At 58.8% G+C, this 16,448-nt stretch carries 16 protein-coding genes; 3 read left to right on the top strand and 13 right to left on the bottom strand.

Features of this window, described 5'->3' with window-relative positions; translation table 11 throughout:
• Positions 1-50 precede the first annotated feature (50 nt).
• Together LG327_RS18710 and LG327_RS18705 are read left to right on the top strand one after the other, a co-directional pair.
• Positions 51-1,901, top strand: coding sequence for an acyl-CoA dehydrogenase (locus LG327_RS18710; protein WP_404364303.1), 1,851 nt, complete (start codon positions 51-53; stop codon positions 1,899-1,901).
• Between the two features lie 2 nt (positions 1,902-1,903).
• Positions 1,904-2,704 (top strand): class I SAM-dependent methyltransferase, encoded by an 801-nt coding sequence (locus LG327_RS18705; protein ID WP_404364302.1) that lies wholly within the window; start codon positions 1,904-1,906, stop codon positions 2,702-2,704.
• Between the two features lie 9 nt (positions 2,705-2,713).
• Here LG327_RS18705 and LG327_RS18700 read toward each other — a convergent pair whose 3' ends face one another.
• The 11 genes from LG327_RS18700 to LG327_RS18650 all read right to left on the bottom strand — a co-directional run bounded on the left by LG327_RS18700 (position 2,714) and on the right by LG327_RS18650 (position 13,258).
• Positions 2,714-3,214: a hypothetical protein gene (locus tag LG327_RS18700; protein ID WP_404364301.1), complete on the bottom strand. Its 501-nt coding sequence runs from the start codon at positions 3,212-3,214 to the stop codon at positions 2,714-2,716.
• A 30-nt stretch (positions 3,215-3,244) separates the two neighbouring features.
• The gene (locus LG327_RS18695; RefSeq protein ID WP_404364300.1) at positions 3,245-3,490 is read right to left on the bottom strand and encodes an acyl carrier protein; all 246 of its coding nucleotides are present in this window, start codon (positions 3,488-3,490) and stop codon (positions 3,245-3,247) included.
• 35 nt (positions 3,491-3,525) lie between these two features.
• On the bottom strand, positions 3,526-4,908 hold the full coding sequence (locus tag LG327_RS18690) for a hypothetical protein (protein ID WP_404364299.1): 1,383 nt from the start codon (positions 4,906-4,908) through the stop codon (positions 3,526-3,528).
• Positions 4,905-5,861, bottom strand: a complete 957-nt coding sequence (locus LG327_RS18685; protein ID WP_404364297.1) for an alpha/beta fold hydrolase — start codon at positions 5,859-5,861, stop codon at positions 4,905-4,907. Before LG327_RS18685 ends, LG327_RS18690 begins: the two co-directional genes overlap by 4 nt.
• Complete coding sequence (locus tag LG327_RS18680) at positions 5,858-6,928, bottom strand: hypothetical protein (RefSeq protein WP_404364296.1); 1,071 nt, start codon at positions 6,926-6,928, stop codon at positions 5,858-5,860. Before LG327_RS18680 ends, LG327_RS18685 begins: the two co-directional genes overlap by 4 nt.
• Complete coding sequence (locus tag LG327_RS18675; protein ID WP_404364295.1) at positions 6,925-7,467, bottom strand: hypothetical protein; 543 nt, start codon at positions 7,465-7,467, stop codon at positions 6,925-6,927. Before LG327_RS18675 ends, LG327_RS18680 begins: the two co-directional genes overlap by 4 nt.
• The gene (locus LG327_RS18670; protein WP_404364294.1) at positions 7,464-8,321 is read right to left on the bottom strand and encodes a hypothetical protein; all 858 of its coding nucleotides are present in this window, start codon (positions 8,319-8,321) and stop codon (positions 7,464-7,466) included. The genes LG327_RS18675 and LG327_RS18670 overlap by 4 nt, the downstream gene beginning before the upstream one ends.
• Positions 8,318-9,379 carry a hypothetical protein gene (locus tag LG327_RS18665; RefSeq protein WP_404364293.1) on the bottom strand — a complete coding sequence of 354 codons (1,062 nt, stop codon included), beginning with the start codon at positions 9,377-9,379 and terminating at the stop codon, positions 8,318-8,320. The genes LG327_RS18670 and LG327_RS18665 overlap by 4 nt, the downstream gene beginning before the upstream one ends.
• Complete coding sequence (locus LG327_RS18660) at positions 9,369-10,502, bottom strand: hypothetical protein (protein WP_404364292.1); 1,134 nt, start codon at positions 10,500-10,502, stop codon at positions 9,369-9,371. Before LG327_RS18660 ends, LG327_RS18665 begins: the two co-directional genes overlap by 11 nt.
• Before the next feature lie 44 nt (positions 10,503-10,546).
• On the bottom strand, positions 10,547-11,902 hold the full coding sequence (locus tag LG327_RS18655) for a class I adenylate-forming enzyme family protein (protein ID WP_404364291.1): 1,356 nt from the start codon (positions 11,900-11,902) through the stop codon (positions 10,547-10,549).
• Positions 11,903-12,250: 348 nt separating this feature from the next.
• The gene (locus LG327_RS18650) at positions 12,251-13,258 is read right to left on the bottom strand and encodes an NAD(P)-dependent alcohol dehydrogenase (protein ID WP_404364290.1); all 1,008 of its coding nucleotides are present in this window, start codon (positions 13,256-13,258) and stop codon (positions 12,251-12,253) included.
• 198 nt (positions 13,259-13,456) lie between these two features.
• Here LG327_RS18650 and LG327_RS18645 point away from each other — a divergent pair, with 198 nt between their 5' ends.
• Positions 13,457-14,338, top strand: a complete 882-nt coding sequence (locus LG327_RS18645; RefSeq protein WP_404364289.1) for an AEC family transporter — start codon at positions 13,457-13,459, stop codon at positions 14,336-14,338.
• Between the two features lie 18 nt (positions 14,339-14,356).
• Here the strand turns inward: LG327_RS18645 and LG327_RS18640 are convergent, their stop codons facing one another.
• Both LG327_RS18640 and LG327_RS18635 read right to left on the bottom strand, forming a co-directional pair.
• Positions 14,357-15,595 carry a Glu/Leu/Phe/Val dehydrogenase gene (locus tag LG327_RS18640; RefSeq protein ID WP_404364288.1) on the bottom strand — a complete coding sequence of 413 codons (1,239 nt, stop codon included), beginning with the start codon at positions 15,593-15,595 and terminating at the stop codon, positions 14,357-14,359.
• Between the two features lie 125 nt (positions 15,596-15,720).
• A complete protein-coding gene (locus LG327_RS18635; RefSeq protein WP_404364286.1) occupies positions 15,721-16,401 on the bottom strand; it encodes an RraA family protein in 681 nt (226 codons plus the stop codon).
• Positions 16,402-16,448 lie beyond the last annotated feature (47 nt).

Raw genomic sequence — 16,448 nt, 5'->3', positions numbered from 1 at the left:
AAACGCCAGAACATTCGGAATTGCCAGCCAAAGGAAGGGTGAATAACAACGTGAATTATCCCAATGCCTACAAGAACGATGAGCGTGACATCCAGTTTCTGTTATGGGAGCAGTTTGACCTGGAATCGGAGATCCTGCCGGCTTGTGGCATCGACAGATCCGAGGTTAATGCGATTCTTACCAGTGCCGGAAAGTTTGCCCGGGAAAAGCTGGGGGTCCATTACCAGTCAGCCGATCGGGAGGGCTGTCGGCTGAAGGCCAATAACCGGGTAGTCCTTCCGGAGAGCTTCCCCGGCCTCTGGCAGGACTATCGGGAATCCGGCTGGAACGAGCTGATGCTCAATGAAGAGGACGACGACGGTCACATTCCTTTCGTTGTGGTCCATGCCATCCTTGAAATGTTCTGCGGTGCCAACCCGTCTTTCATGATGTACATGGGTTTCGGCGTCCCCGTGGCGCGGCTGATCGAGCTCTTTGGTTCTCCCTGGCTCAACCGGATCTTTCACCGTCGATTGCTCACCTCGGAATGGTCCGCCTGTTTCTGTGTTACCGAGCCTCAGGCCGGCAGCGACGTAGGGGCTGTTCGCACGCGGGCAACGCGGCAGGATGACGGAACCTACCTGGTGGAGGGAGAAAAGATATTCATCACAGCGGGCATGCATGACCTGTCGGAGAACATGGTCTATCTGGTTATTGCCAGAACACCGGACGCACCCCCGGGAACCACTGGGCTTTCCTGCTTTCTGGTGCCGCGCTTCACCATTGATGAAGCCGGCGAAATAACCGGTGACAATCATGTGACCTGCACCCGCCTGGAGGACAAGATGGGCCTCAGGGCCTGCGCCACTGCCGCTTTGAGTTTTGGCCATACCGGCCCCTGCGTGGGCTACCTTCTGGGCGAAAGGGAAAATGCCGGGCTGCGTCAACTGCTGTCGCTGATGAATCTGGCCCGGATATCCACTGGCATCTTTGGACTGTCAATGGCCTCCAGCGCCTACCTGAACGCAGCCCACTATGCTTCAACCCGTTTGCAGGGGACCGAGCTGCGCCAGTCCTTCAACCCGAAGGCGCAGAAAGTAGCCATCATCAATCACCTGGATGTCCGGCGCATGCTTCTTGAAATGAAGTCGCGGGTGGAAGGCTGCCGTGCGCTGGTGACCAAACTGTCTTACCACTATTCCTGTGCGCGCTTGATGGAAGCCGGGCGACTGCCCGACGATTCCGAGGCGCTGAGACGCCACGAGGGCCTGGCCAATCTGCTGACCCCGGTGGTCAAGGCCTACGTTTCGGATCAGGCCTGGCGGATCTCGGAAATCGCCATTCAGGTATACGGCGGCCATGGCTATATCCGCGATTATCCGCTGGAACAGTACGCCAGAGACTGCAAGATTCTGTCGATCTGGGAGGGCACCAACTTCATCCAGTCAGCAGATCTTCTGCGGGACAAGCTCGCCATGGGCCGCGACTCCAAACTGTTCAGGCTCTACCTTGATGATATCGGTGGCTTTCTGGCTGAAGTGCCTGATGCGTTTGCCGCCGAGCGGGACGCGCTCGCCCGGGCCCTTGATGCCCTGACCACGACTCACGCCATGTTTGGTGGCTGGGTCCGGGAGCGGGACATGGACCTGGTGTTTGCAACTTCCACCCGCTTTCTGGAGATGATGGCAGAGACTACGCTTGCCTGGCTTTTACTGGAAGGCGCGGTAATTGCCCAGGCGCGGCTGGAGGGTCAGCCGGGAGCATCAGACCAGGCCTTCTACCGGGGCAAGGTGGTTTCCATGCGGTATTTTTTCCGGAACATCCTTCCCGGTGTGTCTGCAAAGGCGACGATTCTCTCGGCCCGGGACGAATCCGTTCGGGAGGCAGACGCCTCAGTATTCCTGTACGACGAGGCGGAGTGACCATGAAGCCCATTTCCGACACTGCGTTCTGCTGCTGTGGCATCCGCATGGATGACGCCAGCAGTTCAGCTTCCGTGGGGCAGGACGTTCTGGCTCACCGACTCATGGATGCCAGAGGCCTGGCCATCTATCAGGGCTTCGAGCAGGAGCGCCGGGCTGCAGAAAACATTGTGGCGCGACACCGGATTATCGATGGCTATCTTTGCTCGCGGCTGGCCAGCTCGCCCGGTGTACTCATCGTTTCCATCGGCTCGGGTTTTGAAACCCGTGCCTTTCGCCTGCCCGGGCGCTGGGTTGAGGTTGACGAGCCGCAGGTGATTGCCCACAAGAATGAACGTCTGCCCGTGTCGGAATGTCCCCATGAGCTTGAGCGCATAGCCATCGACTTTTCTGAGGAGACACTGACGGAGCGGCTTTCTTCAGTAGCAACCGACGAGCCCGTTATTGTCCTGGTGGAGGGGGTCTTCCTCTATCTGGGTTCAGAGCAGATAAGTGACATGCTCGCACAGCTGAAGGCGCTGTTTCCCAGGCACACGCTGGTGGGAGACCTGGTATCCGCAGGGTTTGTGCGCAGATACAGCCAGAGTTTCGATGACAGGATCCGGCAACTGGGCGCCTCGTACCAGGTGGAAGATGAGCCGCTTCGTCCATTTCAGCAGAGCGGCTACCGCATCGCATCATCCACCTCGGTGGTTGCAGGTGCCGCCGGTTTCCGGGGTAGCCGGATCACCCCGTGGATTCTCCGAGTGCTACAGCCGACACTTGTAAACGGTTATCAGGTGCACGTCCTGGAGCACACCTGAAGCCGACGATCAGGGCCTGGGTGCCCTGATCTCCGGCAGGCCTGCCAGCAGACTCAGAGGGGGAGCCATAACCACCGCCATGGCTACCTTCCAGATCAGAAGGGTCTGGACATCCATGGGAAAGTCGAACCCGTTAGTCAGCACCACAACAGCAATGGGGCCGGCGGTACACAGGCTGATTGCCGCAAGCAGTAATGCCCTCAGCAGTCGATTGTCTGGAAGCCATCCCAGGCCCCGGAGACGCTCCGGCTCGACCCTGGGTATTCTCCCGCTGCCCGCCGCCCGGCGGGTCAATGTCGCCACGATCAGAGTGTTGATAAGGGGCATGGTGAAGGTGGTGGCTATGGTGTCTTCACCCACACTGGCCGGCCCCCACAGGACAATGGCATCGCTTCCGGAGAAAATCAGCCATGCGAGCCCCCAGGCAACCAGGATGTTGACCACCAGGGGAGCCAGCAGCAGATCAGTCGCAATGAAATGCCGCTGATCCAGCGTCAATGTGTTGTCCATTTCAGATCTCCCCACGAGCGGAAGCCTGCCTCAGGCAGCCTGGGTCATCAGCTTGTTGTCCAGTTCCCGCAGAGTAGTGAACTCATCGAACTGAAGGGCTTCGGGGTCGTCCATGGAGGGGTAGATCTGCTCACAGATCATGATCAGCTCGACCACGGTCATGGAGTCCACACCCAGCTCCACCATGGGCTCGTCCGGGCTCACTACATCCTTGTTCAGAAGCATTGCAACTTCGCTGAGAAGCTGGTCCAGGCTCGGTGTTGTTTCAGTGCTCATATCTCTTTCTCCGTTGGTTCATCAGGGTTTGCACGCTAAACAGACCACCTGTGCATACGCGCCAGGTAGTCGAAACTCAGCATGAGGACAGCCAGACGTGTGGCCTCCTCATGGTTTGTACCGCCAAAACAGGGCACCAGCCGGCGGGTTCGCCAGGGGTCGAGCTGGAAGAACTGAAGTGTTGGGCTGTCACCGTGGCCGATCCGCTGGAAAGCGTCATACAGATTGAACGGACCGGGATCCCTCAGGGAAAACCCGGACCAGATCGGGACTCGGCATGGAACCTGGGTCGATAGCTGGCTCAGAAGAGACTTATCGTTGGCCAGAAGCTGCCGGTGCAGTCGGTTGAGCCAGGGGAACAGAATCAGTTTGCCATGTCGGCTCGCAAAGCAACTGAGTCTTGATGCCAGATTCACCAGCCCCTCCAGGTGCCATGTCAGACATTCGGCGCTGGCCTGCTTTTTCGGGTTCGATGGCTCTGACCTGGCAGGCACCACCCCTGGCCGACAGAGGTGTGAAATCGCACGAAAAGAGCCTGCGCCGGGAGTATCAGTTGGCACGGGCTCGAAAAGCTCCTTCCCCAGGTCGGATAGCCAGAGGGTCTGGTCTGCCTTCTGCAGCGCACTCAGATAAGTCAGCTCCCAGCGAAAATCCTCGGGCTGGCCCCATTCCCAGGTCAGGCCGGGGATTGCGTTGAAAGCCTCGGAAGCCGAAGCCGGGCCGCCGGGCTCAAGGGGGAGCACAGGTTCCATGGCAGATGGGCCTTCCGTCACCCCCACGGGGGAGGTGTCCTCCAGGGCTCTCACTTCCAGCTCCAGCCGGTTCCTGTGCCATCGGACTCTGAGGCTGGAGGCGGGAGGCAGCCGTCTGATCCCCCGATAGAGCGTCTGCGACAGCTGGCCATATCCCTGTGCTGTCCAGAAGGCGAGGGCGTGAGGGTCGAGACGCTGGAATTCACCACAGCTGAGCAGCAGATTCAGATCCGTGGCAAATGCAATGGCGTCGCCCATTTCGGCGTAATACAGCGGCGAAATGCCTGCCACGTCGTGGATGGCGTTCAGCTCATCAAGGCCGGTCTGCCAGGCAGCAGAGAAAACGCCGTCGACGTGAAGGGGAGTGCTGGTGCCGAATCGCCGGACCAGAATGTCCGTTTTCAGGGGATATACCTGTTGCAACGACCGGGCCTTTTCATCGATGAGCTGTACCGTGTAGCCGGTAGTCACCTGGCCCTCTGTCGATGCCGGCTCGGAATCGGGACAGAGGGTCACGAGTCCCAGATGAGCAGAGGTGCTGGCGGGGACCGCCCGCACGCACCGGGCATCGGCGAAGGCATTGGTGCGACAGCGCAACTGCTCGCCAACAGAAGGGGAAGCGGGCGACGTAACCCATCCGATGAACTGTTGTGCGTGGGCCCTCATGCCTGTTTCCTGCCGGGGCAGTGAGCCGCCTCTGGGGCAGACTCGATACTGGCATGAATCCAGGGCACGAGATCCCGCAGTGCATGACGCACGATGCTGAAATGATCGGCCCCCTCGACGATGGCCGTGCTTCGCCTGAGTTCGGGATGCAGGTGCCACCGGTCTATGGTTTCGATCAGCCCAGGCTCAGTGACATCATCCTCCCGGCCGATACGCAGAAAGACAGGTACCCTTATCCGGGAAAACGTATTTTCATAATCGAAGGTGAAGCAGGACGCCGCCGCCCGGTAGCTGAATCCCAGGGTTCTGCCCTGGACAGCGGCCATTTTTGCATCACCGGGAAAACGGATGACCTCCAGCCCCTGAAGAGGCGGAAAGTGCTCGCTCAGGCGGATGCGGCCATATCGGATTCGCGGAAGCTGTGGCCGTTTTTCAGTTGGTGCTTTCCGCCGTGTTCCGGGATTTCGCAGGTAGCGGAGCCGGAAGAAACTGTGGCTGCCTGGCATATCGAAACGGGAAGCCTCGGGCAGGGGCTGCAGTGCCGGGGCCAGCATGATCAGACCTGCCAGGTCACTGTCACCATATTTTTTCAGGTAGCGCAGAATCACCGCCGCCCCGCCGGAATGACCCGAAAGAAAAAGAGGCAGGGTGGGGTGCCGGCTTCGGACAGCCGCTATCAGATCATTCAGGTCATCTTCGAATTGCCCGATGTAGTCCAGGTCGCCGGGCTTTCCCTCGGATTGTCCGTTACCCCGGGCATCCTGGAAGTAGGGTTTTACGCCTTCTTTCGCGAGCGCGCGGCAGTAACTCATATAGGCCAGGCTGCTGAAAGAGTTGGCATGCAGATGGATCAAGACCGCCTGCGGCCGCTCCGCCACCTGGGTACGGACCGCAAGCTGACAGCCATCCCTCATGGCAAAGCGCTCGATCTGGTTGGCCGGCCTGGTTGTCACGGGGCGGACTCAGCAATATGAGCCGTGCGGTCGGCGTCGGCACCTGCTTTTTCCAGTTCTGCCGGGCTGATCTCCCAGTAGAAGTAAAAGTTGGGAATGCCCCGGTACTGGGCATTAACACACAGCATGTAATCCCGGACGCCCGGGTAGTAATCGTCGCCTTCTGCGTAAACTACCTCCCGGGTGCCTTTGAACCAGGGCTGGAAGGGTAATTCCTGAACTCTGGGTGGTGTAATGTCACTGCGCCGGAAATGGGCTCCGCTCACTGCCCGGAGTAGCCCGATACGACCGCCACCCCCCAGCCCCAGAAGCATCAGCGGTTGCCTCGCGACTTCGGCGGTGTAATGCAGCAGTTCGCAGGGCTGCTTCAGGCTCATGTAATGGTGGTGCCCGGTTTCAATGCTGGGAAGCCACTCCAGCTCGGTCGACGACTGGGCGCAGGCGGGCCTGATGGCCTCGGCCAGTTTCTTTGACCAGCGGGCGGATACCTCAAAGGAGACAAGTTTGCCGGGGGATTCTGCGTGCTGTGTTGCGATGTCCCCCACCAGTTTTCTGAGTACGGTGGCCGAGGAAGTCAGCTCCGAGGAAACCGCGTAGATCTCACAGCGGTCTATTACGATGTCGTCTGGCTGCAGGGCCGCCTGATCGACCTTTCGCAGCCAGCAACGGCCAATGCCCGGTTTGGTTTCCAGGCCCTCCTGACCCTCAAGGTTGCCGATTCCGATGGCGTTGAGGCCAATCTGGATATGGGTTCCCGGTGCTTCCACAAACAGCACAAGGGCTTCGTTCACACTGTCATCACGCCAGAACTCCTGAACCGCTGTATAGAGCCCGAGGCAGGCCTGGGACAGAATCCGTGCCGGTACGCCCTCAAGTGATGAAAGTAGCCCATGAATGGCATCCGTCATGAAGGGTGCGGTCAGGAAGGACAGCTCCGATGAACTTGTCACGTAAATCATGTCTGGCCGGGCTATGGTTCGGGCCGTATGCTCCAGGAAGCCGGTGATACGCTCCGGGGCTTCGTTTTCCAGAATCTCCAGGTCACTGACAGTTATTGTTTTTTTCATCGTGCTTCGCCTCTTTGATGGGCTGTTTTTTTGATGATGCCCTGCTGGGCCAGAAAACTTTCAGGCTCGTGAAAACCCTGTGGCTCCCCGGTTGGGGACCAGTAACTCAGGCTGATGCTGTTGTCGCCCTGCTCGTCCACGTAGCGGATGCAGAAACGGTCAACGACGCTCAATACCTTTTTCTCCTGTGCCAGCGCATTGATGAGCAGGGGCTGGGGATCAAGGCACAGGAAGACGTCCGGCCCCAACAGGCGCGCCGGCAGGGGCAGGGTTGTTGGTGAGCCCAGACGCATCAGGATCAGATCTACTGGCAGATCCGAGCGGTCGATCTCCTTTAAAAGGGCATCGAGAAAACCGTAATGGGTGGAGGGGAGCGTATAGACCGGATGCGTGGAATTGGTGAAGCCGGCTTCCCAGATGAAATCCGATTCCGAATGCAGCGGGAACACCATGTTCCTTGCTTCGGTGGCCACCTGACGTCCCAGGGGCCTGCTCAGGGTCCCCTCAAAGTGCCAGTCCGGAGTGGGGAGCGATGTCATATCACCTCCTTCAGGGGCCAGCCCTCAAGCGGCGCTTCCAGCCTGAGCGCAGCCGCCGGTGGCACTGTAATGCGGGCGAGGGCGTAGTAGCCGCTGAAGGCGAGGGAGCAGACCAGTACACCGGTATCCGAGTTGGCCGTCTGCAGCTTTTCCCGGGACAGAATCAACGACAACCAGGGGTCGGAGCCAAAGCAGTGCCCCCACTGGGAGTGACGGTCCGGCAGGCGGGTGAAGGTGCCGAGGGTTCTGTCAAAAAGCGGTTGTGTGGCTTCGGGAAAGAAAGGCAATGCTGCGAGACGAGTCTTTTCGGCGGTCAGACGGCGGCGAATGGCCATGGCAAAGTCGGCCACCGGGTTGGCGCTGTTGAAGGCGCAGACATCCACTGCCTGCTCCGGCCCTTCGCCCAGCTCCAGCAAAAGCGTGCCTATGCCAAACCCGGAATGGCCCCAATTGGAATTGTGTTTCCAGTATTCATAATCGTAGATGTTTACATCGACGATACTGATCAGGACCCGTCGCGTGCCTCCCAGTTGCTCAAGGTAGCGGAGAATATAGCCCCAGCCAGCGCATTCGTAACCGTTCAGGAATGTAGCAGGTGGCAGGGCATCATGCTTTTCACAGCGCTTGACCAGGCGCGCCCAGTCAAGATGCCCGCGGGTAAACGTGTTGGTGAGCATCGTGCTGGTGACAAAGTGCAGCTCGGGCTGCACCTCCAGTTGTCCGGTCAGTTTTTCTGCCTGGGTGGAGATTGTCCGGGCAAGGTCCTCTTCCATTGCCCCTGGTTCTCCCGCCGGCGGATAGATGTAGCGCTTGAGAGGCTGGTAAAGGGCCCCCTGCAGGGTGATCGGTGTCATGATCTCCGCGCCTTGTGCTTGCTGTAGAGTTCGAGGAAACAGCGGTAGGAGCTTCCCTCCATTTTGCTGAAGGCCAGCAGATCCCGCTCGTCCCCGGCCTGTTCGACGCATCCGCTGACAACCAGTTTCAGCAGCAGTTCGTTGGCGAGATATTTGGTTGCGAGTACATCGTCGACTGATTCACGGGTAAAAGACTTTCTGGCGCAGATGGTATCGGCTGCCTGCACAACGCACTGCACGAGTGAACGGTCTGTTTCGTCAATCAGCAGTCGACCCTCTGTTTCCAGCCATGTCAGATGCGCCATCAGAGCCCGGACAAAGCGGGGGCGGGCGAAAGTCAGGGCCTTGTTAACCACGGCAAGACCGCCCTGCTTGAGAATGTCCTCAGGAAAAACGGGCACTTCTCCCTGCACATTGCCGAGCTGCAGATGACCTTCCAGAAACGGTTGCCCGACAGGTGCCCGGTCCAGAGTGGCCACACGGGCAGGGTCCAGAAGGAACGTCAGGGGCAGAAAGCCCCGCTGCGGTCTGGCAACGACCAGCAGGAATTCTGCCCGGTGGGCTTCAATGGCCCAGAGTTTGTTGACCCTGACATACAGTTGTCCGCCATCTTCCCGCAGAGATGTCTGCCAGTCACTGATACCAGGCCCTCCGGCATCGGTCATCAGGTAGCTGCCAACGAATCCCCGGGATAGCCAGTCCGCCACCAGAGCCTGCTGGGATGGGTTCCCACAGACATCAATCAGGGTGTAGGCGAATTCCTGCATCAGATTGTGGAAAGCCGGTTTCAGCCCCTGTCCGGTTGCCTGTTCAATGATCCGTTCTATCCGGTCTTCCCGGCCAAACGCCGCCGGGGTCTCAGTGGCAGACTGGGGATGGCTGGCGATGTTGAAAGGGGTGAGCGGATCCTCGATCAGCATTTTCGAATCTGCCAGCCGTAAAACCCCGGCTGTCACGAGCTGGCGAGCTGCGGGCGGCAGGTCGGCAAGACGTTCCAGAGGTGTGAGAACCGGCGTTGCAAGAGAACGAAGTCCGGCCCTGACAAATTCAGGCTTCATGTACGATGTACTCCCTGGCCTTGGCAAGCCCCAGGAAATCAACCGGGGAATAGGTCCGGTTGTAGGCGCCACACATGGGATAAAGGGCAATGTCGCCAATGGCTGGCAGAGCCGCCTGGCCGTCTACCTGACCAATGACGTCGTCCTTGTTACAGCTGCTTCCCACCAGAGTGGTGCGGATGTCCTGCTGTTTTTTGTCGCCCGACGTGGGCCAGAATTGCGGTGAAAATGGACGGCTGAAAGGGGATTCGGTCTGGGCCAGCAGGAAATTCTGGGCAATCCCTCCGTCACACACGGCGTAGCGCTGTTGACCAAGGGTCTTGACCGAGACAACACGGGTCAGAAAGCAGCCCGCGGTGGCGAATATGGCCCGGCCAGCTTCATGGAGGAGTTGGTAACGTGCCTGCATGGGTATGAGGCGCTCCCGGTAGCCCTCAAAATCAAAATCTTCGGTCTGCCACGACGGGCCAAAGCCACCACCCAGGTTGAGAATGGTAAGGGCATAGCCGAGGCGTTCTTCCACGCGCTGGGCAAGACCCTCCATGGCCGACACGGTGGCAATGGCGCGTTTCTGGAAGCTGTAGGACCCCTGAAAGCAATGCAGTCCTGCCACTGGAATCTCCAGTTCCCGCAGGGCGTCAATGGCGGAGCACAGGCCCTGCCAGTCCATGCCGAAGTGCCCGACTTTCTGTCGGGGCTCAAGCTCAAGCAGGGCACTGGGGTGGACTCTGAGCATCACCGGCTTCAGTCTTTCCCGGTAGGGAGCAAGCAGCGCCACCTGTTCGGGGTGATCAACAACCAGCTGCGCTTTTGCACCCACGGCTTTGCGAACCATGGCAGCTGTCAGGCCAGGGCTGTTGACGAAACTGTAGTGTCCCTTCGCCATGGTCAGAATGCTCAGTTCACTTTCCGAGGCTGCCTCGAATCCGTCCTTTCCGCTGCTGATCAGGGTCAGAAGATCGATACAGTGGTTGGCCTTGACGGAAATGATCAGGTCAGTGCCAATCGCCTCTCTGAGCGACTGATAATTCCGCTCGACCAGCTCTGGCACATACACAAAGCAGGGGGTCTGGAACATCTCCGGGTCTTTTTCCAGTAATGTTTTAACGCTCTCGATGGACACTTGTTCAAGCCTCTGTTCTTTTAATTGCGGTCTGGTGCCGGAATTTACTGGCCTGATGCCAGCTGCTTCTGAAGCGCTTTTTTGTCGATCTTGCCATTGGTGGTGTAGGGCAGCTGATCGATGAATTCGATCCTGCGGGGGGTGTAGTCCCGGGCCAGGCGCTGTGTCAGCCAGCGGCCGAATTCCCGTCTGTCTCCGCTTTCCGTCAGCTTGACGAAAAGGCATGCTGTTTCATTGCCAAAAGGGTCTTCGCTGGCCACCGCAACGGCCAGTTCAACCTGATCATTGGACTGCACCAGCGCTTCGATCTCAGAGGGGTAGAGGCAGAAGCCGCCCTGCTTTATGAGCTCCTTTTCCCGCCCTGCAAAGAAGAAATAGCCCTCCTCATCACGCCGGAACAGATCTCCGGTGCAAAGCCAGTTGTCATCCCGGTAGTCGCCGGCGACGATCTCAGCGCCGCCCCTCGCTGCATTCCTGTAGCCCTGCATGACGGAGCTTCCCCGAACGAAAAGCGTTCCCACTTCACCATCATTTACTTCAACAAACGTTGTGTTACCGGTGTCATCCAAAGCCTCCCTGAACACTTTCGCATCCAGCCCCGGCATGGGAATTCCTACCGACCCGGGCTTGCGGTCGATATCCTCCGGTGGAAGGTAAAGTGCCCGCTTGGATTCGGTAAGGCCATACATTGGACAGATCAGTGCATGGGGTAGCCGCCGCCTGAGTTCCAAAATGCTTCTTACTGGCAGGTGGCCCCCGGTGTTGGTGATGCACCTGAGTGTCGGGAAACATGTGTCGGGCGACAGGGAAAGCCCCTTGAGCAGGAGAGTGGCCACCAGCGGCACGGCCGGGACCACCGTAACTTCATGCTTTTCGATGGCATTGATCAGCTTCACGGGATGGAACATCTCGTTGTAGAGCACGAGATCGCAATTGCAATACAGAGTCAGCAGCAGCTGATAAAGGCCGTAATCAAAGGACAGGGGTGAGAGACACAGAATGCGATCTGTCGGTGCCATTTTCAGGTAAAAGGCGATCGAGCGGAGCGCTGAAATCACGTTGGCATGGGAAAGCATTATGCCTTTGGGCCGGCCGGTGCTTCCCGAGGTATAGATGATCAGTGCCAGATCGCAGCCGGTAACGACGCGCCGGGAACGGGTGACAAACAGGGCGCGCTCGGGCGCGTAGGATGCCAGAGCGTCCAGCATGCGTGACTCGGGACAGTACAGCAGGCGGGCATTGCAGTCCCTGGCGAGTTCATTCAGGCCTTCCGGCGGCAGGGGCGCTTTCACCGGGACTATGGTGGCGCCCAGGTGCCATAACGCAACGAAAGCCGCCGCTGTTTCGACCGTATTGGATGAACTGAGAAGAACGCGGGTTCCAACCTCGATCCTGGCCATTTGCAGCCTGGTCAGATGCTCTGTGACTCGCTCCCCGAAAGTGCGAGCACCAAGCCGCGTGGTCTGTGCGGACTCGGCTATGGATCCTGTCCAGTTTCCGTTCCGGATATGTGCGAAAAACTCGCCAAGAGAATGCATGGTCTTTACGTCCCTGTCCGGCTGACAACCCGCGGCAACAAAAGTTAACAATTGGTCAGGATGCTATCAGGCGTGTTCCGGGACTCAAGGAACTGTGTCCCGGAATGTGACAGGTATATCCATTCTCATGGTCTGATTGGTATGTCTGAACACAAACCGGCCGGCTGATGCCGGCCTATGTCTTCGAGATGCGGAAACTGTCCTGAGGGATTAGAACTCCAGGCAGATCTTGCCAAAGTGCCGCCCAGCCTCCTCATGCCGGAAGGCATCGGCAATGTCATCAAGGGGGAATGACCGGTCCAGGACCGGGCGCAGCCCACCAGCTTCAATGCCCCGGATCATGTCTGTCTGGTGTTCTCGGCTGCCGACGATGATGCCCTGCAACCGGCCCTGTTTTGCCATTAATTTTGCAGTTGGTATTTCACCTGACTGACCGGTGAGAATACCTATGAGTGCGATATGGCCGCCAATGCGCAGGGCGTTGATGGACTGGGGCAGGGTGCCGGGGCCGCCCACCTCAATTACATGGTCCACGCCCCGGTCTCCGGTCAGGGCCCTGACGCGTTTGCCCCATTCAGGTTCTTCCCTGTAGTTGATGGTGTGCTCGGCGCCCAGTTCACGGAGACGTTCCATCTTTTCATTGGATGAAGAAGTTGAGATGACACGGGCTCCCATCATCCTGGCAAACTGCAGAGCGAAGATGGACACACCGCCGGTGCCCAGGGTCAAAACCGTGTCGCCTGCTTTAATCCCGCCGTTTACCACCAGCGCCCGCCAGGCCGTGAGACCCGCTGTGGTCAGAGTAGCTGCTTCGGCGTGGCTGTAACCCTCCGGGGCATGGGTAAACCAGTTGGCGGGGCGGATGACTTCTTCCCGTGCATATCCGTCCATGCCGTCGCCTGGGGTGGTGCTGAAATCATCAATCGCGGCCGAACCCTTCAGCCAGGTGGGAAAGAAGGTGGAGACGACGCGGTCACCTGGCTGGAATTCCCTGACGCCTTCCCCGACGGCTTCCACTGTGCCGGCGCCATCGGACATCGGAATTCGGCCACCCTCTGTGGGGATCATTCCGGTCACCACGGCGTAATCATGGAAATTGAGTGAGCTGGCATGGAGACGGACATGGACTTCTCCGGGACCGGGTTTTTCCGGCGCGGGTCTGTCCCGTACTGAGAGGCTGTCCAGGCTTGCGGGGCTTTCCACTGTGACGACTTTCATTCGATGTCCCTCCTGCTGACAATCATGGCTTCTGCTCCGAATTTATTCCCGGTGCGGGCTTAAAGAGCAAAAATGAAGTTTTACGTTTGCACAGGGCCGCTGAGGATTCAACAACCGGAGATAGCCGGTTCAGCAGGAATGTGCGCGAGCAAAGGTCTACAATGCCCGCTGTTTCATGATCTTCCGAGGTTGTCCGCTGTGCTTCTGGCTTATTTCAATGCACTGCTCCCGGTTATTTTCTGTGCTGGCCTCGGGCTGGCGCTGGCCAGGAATTCCACGTTGCTCGACTCGCCGTCTCTCTCCCGGCTGGTCACGACGATCGGCCTGCCGGCTCTTATCCTCAGCGCGCTGCTTGGCATGGAAACGCCGGTTTGGGCGGTCTCGGAAACCCTGATGGCAATCCTTGGGGTGCTGGCAATATCCGCGGTAGTGGGGGCAATTGGCCTCAAACTGGCCGGGCTGGAAGTCCGGGGCTATCTGTCGATGCTGGTGAATCCTAACACCGGTAATCTGGGTATCCCCCTGGTGTTCTCGCTGCTGGGGGAGGAGGCGCTCATCCATGCGGTGGTCATTTCCACCACTGTTCAGATCAGCCACTTCACTCTTGGGGTCTGGCTGTTGTCCGGGGCTTTTTCCCTGAAGACCATTCTCTCCAATGTGTCCATTGTTACCCTTGTCATCGGTCTGGCCTGGGTCGCCACCGATCTCCACACACCGGCAGCTCTGGTGCGCACCGTGGATCTGCTGGCAGGGATGACCATACCCGTAATGCTGCTGCTTCTGGGCAGGTCACTTGCCACCATTAACCTCCATGAGCTGGGGCGCATCCGGGTAATAGCCGGGCTCTCCATTGGCAGGGTGATTCTTGGCCTGGGGGCGGCTCTTGCCGTGGTCATGCTTCTGCCGCTGGAGCCCATCGTGGCGAAAACCCTGCTGATACAGGCTTCCATGCCGGTTGCAGTGATCAGCTACCTGCTTGCCAGCCATTACGGCGGCCCGAAGGACGATGTGGCGGCGGTGATTCTGCTGAGCATGCCAGTCTCCCTGCTGGCTGTGTTCGGCATTTTGCAGTTTTTTTGACCGGCTAACGGGAAGTGCTCAGCACCAGCCCCGGGTAAGCACTGCCTCCTCTATGCGTTTGAGGGCGTTTATCCAGGCACCCAGCCGCACGGATTTGAGCTCGTGCTCTTTTGCCATTGCGGCGGCGGCCTCGTAACCGTTAATCAGGCGCCTGCAGCGTTCGCTTTCTATGGTTTCACGGTCCCAGAATTGATCCGCGATTCCCTGGGTCCGCTCCATCTGGCACAGGTGAACACTGCCTGCGTTGGCGAGGACATCCGGCACGACAGTAATACCCCGCTTGATAAGTATCTCTTCCGCCTCAAGGGTGGTGGGGGCGTTAGCCCCTTCAACCACCATTTTTGCCTTTATTTCCCCGGCATTTTGTTCGGTGATGACGCCCTGAAGGGCTGCTGGCACGAGGACGTCGCACTCACAGCCGAACAGCCCGTCATTATCTATGGCCGTGGTTCCCGGAAAGTCGGCCAGGCTTCCGGTCTTTTCCCGGTGCTCCAGCAGTTCGTTTATGTCAATGCCGGCCTCTGCGTAAACGCCACTGTCAACTTCCCTGACCGCAATCACGCGGCAGCCCGCTTCCTGGAATGACTTTGCGGCCACAGAGCCAACCTGACCAAAGCCCTGGATGGCCACGGTTGCCCCTTCGATTTCAAAGCCGATGTCCTTCGCTGCGGCTGCAAAGGTGTCAAACACGCCGCGGCCAGTTGCCTCGTAGCCGCCGAGGGTGCCACCGAGTATGGGAGGCTTGTCGTTGATTGCTGCTGGTGTGTGGCGGCCGGTTATCTGCTCGTATTCATCCAGCATCCAGGCCATGGCCTGCATGTCCGTGCCTACATCCGCGCCGGGCACGTCAAAGTCCGGTCCGGACGGACGCAGGTGCCGGATGTAGGCGCGGCAGAGCTGCTCGAATTCGCGCTTGCTCAGTTTTTGCGGGTCTGCGGCAATGCCCCCCTTGCCACCGCCCGCGGGAATCATGCCGGCAGCGTGCTTGACGGACATCACGAGGGCGAGCGCCTTGCACTCGTCCAGATCCAGCTCGGGGGAGACGCGGGTGCCGTCGCGGGTGGGGCCTAACGCGTCGTTATGGTGTACCCGGTAGGCATCGAAGATGCGGCAGCTGCCATCGTCCATCTTCAGGGGAATGCGGAAGCTCACAACGCGGCCCGGCGCGGATAGCAGCTCGATTACGCTGGAGTTGATATTGCCCAGCTCTGCGGCCTGACGCATGAGGCGGGTGCTCTGCTCCAGGAAGTCGTACATGTATTGTCCTCCTGCTGTGAGTTTTGAACCTGTATTCCTGATACTGCGTGATCAGATATTCAGGTGCAAATTCGGCATGGCAGACAAAAAATCTCCGCCAGCCGGCCCCAGCAGGAAGATTTCACCTACTCTTCGATCTCGCAGTTCTTCTGTTTCAGGGCATTATTGACCCAGCTCCGGTCACTTTTTCCGGCCTGGATAAGCTCCAGCTCCCTGATTTCGGCCGCCTGTTTTTCCCTTGCTGCTTTCAGTATTTCCTCGGCCTGTTCCTGGGGCACGCACAGCACACCATCCTCGTCGCCGATGACCAGATCTCCAGGCATAACCACCATGCCATCGATGGAAACCGGAACATTGATCTCCCCCGGCCCATCCTTATAGGGTCCGCGGTGCGTCAGACCAGCGGCATAAACGGGCAGGCCGAGTTTGCGGATTTCGTCCAGGTCCCGTATCGCTCCGTCGATAACAATGCCGGCCACACCGAGTTTTACAGCATGATGTGCCATGAGCTCACCCATCATCGAGTTGGTGAGATCTCCTCCGGCATCAACCACGATGACATCCCCCGGCTGGGCCATATCCAGCGCCTTGTGAAACATCAGGTTGTCGCCAGGCCGGGTTTTCACTGTTATGGCAGGTCCCGACAGTCTTTTTGCTCCCGCGTGGTATGGGCGCACACGGGATCCAGCGGAGGTCATTCGTGCCATCGAGTCGCTCACATTGGCTACTGGCACCTGATCGAATGCCTTTACCAGCTCTTTGGAGACAACACTTTTACGTTTCAGGATGCGGAACCCTAATGTCATGGTCATTACCTTGTTAACTAGGCGCCGTGGCGCAGGTTCTCGAAAAA

The sequence above is a fragment of the Marinobacter sp. genome, from assembly GCF_044799475.1.
Taxonomy (GTDB): domain Bacteria; phylum Pseudomonadota; class Gammaproteobacteria; order Pseudomonadales; family Oleiphilaceae; genus Marinobacter.
Note: the sequence above shows the minus strand (reverse complement) of the source record. Positions and strands in the feature narration are given on the sequence as shown.

Coding starts and splice junctions, on each gene's coding strand:
- LG327_RS18705 (WP_404364302.1), top strand. CDS start 1,904: ATGAAGCCCATTTCCGACACTGCGTTCTGCTGCTGTGGCATCCGCATG.
- LG327_RS18700 (WP_404364301.1), bottom strand. CDS start 3,214: ATGGACAACACATTGACGCTGGATCAGCGGCATTTCATTGCGACTGAT.
- LG327_RS18695 (WP_404364300.1), bottom strand. CDS start 3,490: ATGAGCACTGAAACAACACCGAGCCTGGACCAGCTTCTCAGCGAAGTT.
- LG327_RS18690 (WP_404364299.1), bottom strand. CDS start 4,908: ATGAGGGCCCACGCACAACAGTTCATCGGATGGGTTACGTCGCCCGCT.
- LG327_RS18680 (WP_404364296.1), bottom strand. CDS start 6,928: ATGAAAAAAACAATAACTGTCAGTGACCTGGAGATTCTGGAAAACGAA.
- LG327_RS18675 (WP_404364295.1), bottom strand. CDS start 7,467: ATGACATCGCTCCCCACTCCGGACTGGCACTTTGAGGGGACCCTGAGC.
- LG327_RS18670 (WP_404364294.1), bottom strand. CDS start 8,321: ATGACACCGATCACCCTGCAGGGGGCCCTTTACCAGCCTCTCAAGCGC.
- LG327_RS18665 (WP_404364293.1), bottom strand. CDS start 9,379: ATGAAGCCTGAATTTGTCAGGGCCGGACTTCGTTCTCTTGCAACGCCG.
- LG327_RS18655 (WP_404364291.1), bottom strand. CDS start 11,902: ATGGCCAGGATCGAGGTTGGAACCCGCGTTCTTCTCAGTTCATCCAAT.
- LG327_RS18650 (WP_404364290.1), bottom strand. CDS start 13,258: ATGAAAGTCGTCACAGTGGAAAGCCCCGCAAGCCTGGACAGCCTCTCA.
- LG327_RS18640 (WP_404364288.1), bottom strand. CDS start 15,595: ATGTACGACTTCCTGGAGCAGAGCACCCGCCTCATGCGTCAGGCCGCA.
- LG327_RS18635 (WP_404364286.1), bottom strand. CDS start 16,401: ATGACATTAGGGTTCCGCATCCTGAAACGTAAAAGTGTTGTCTCCAAA.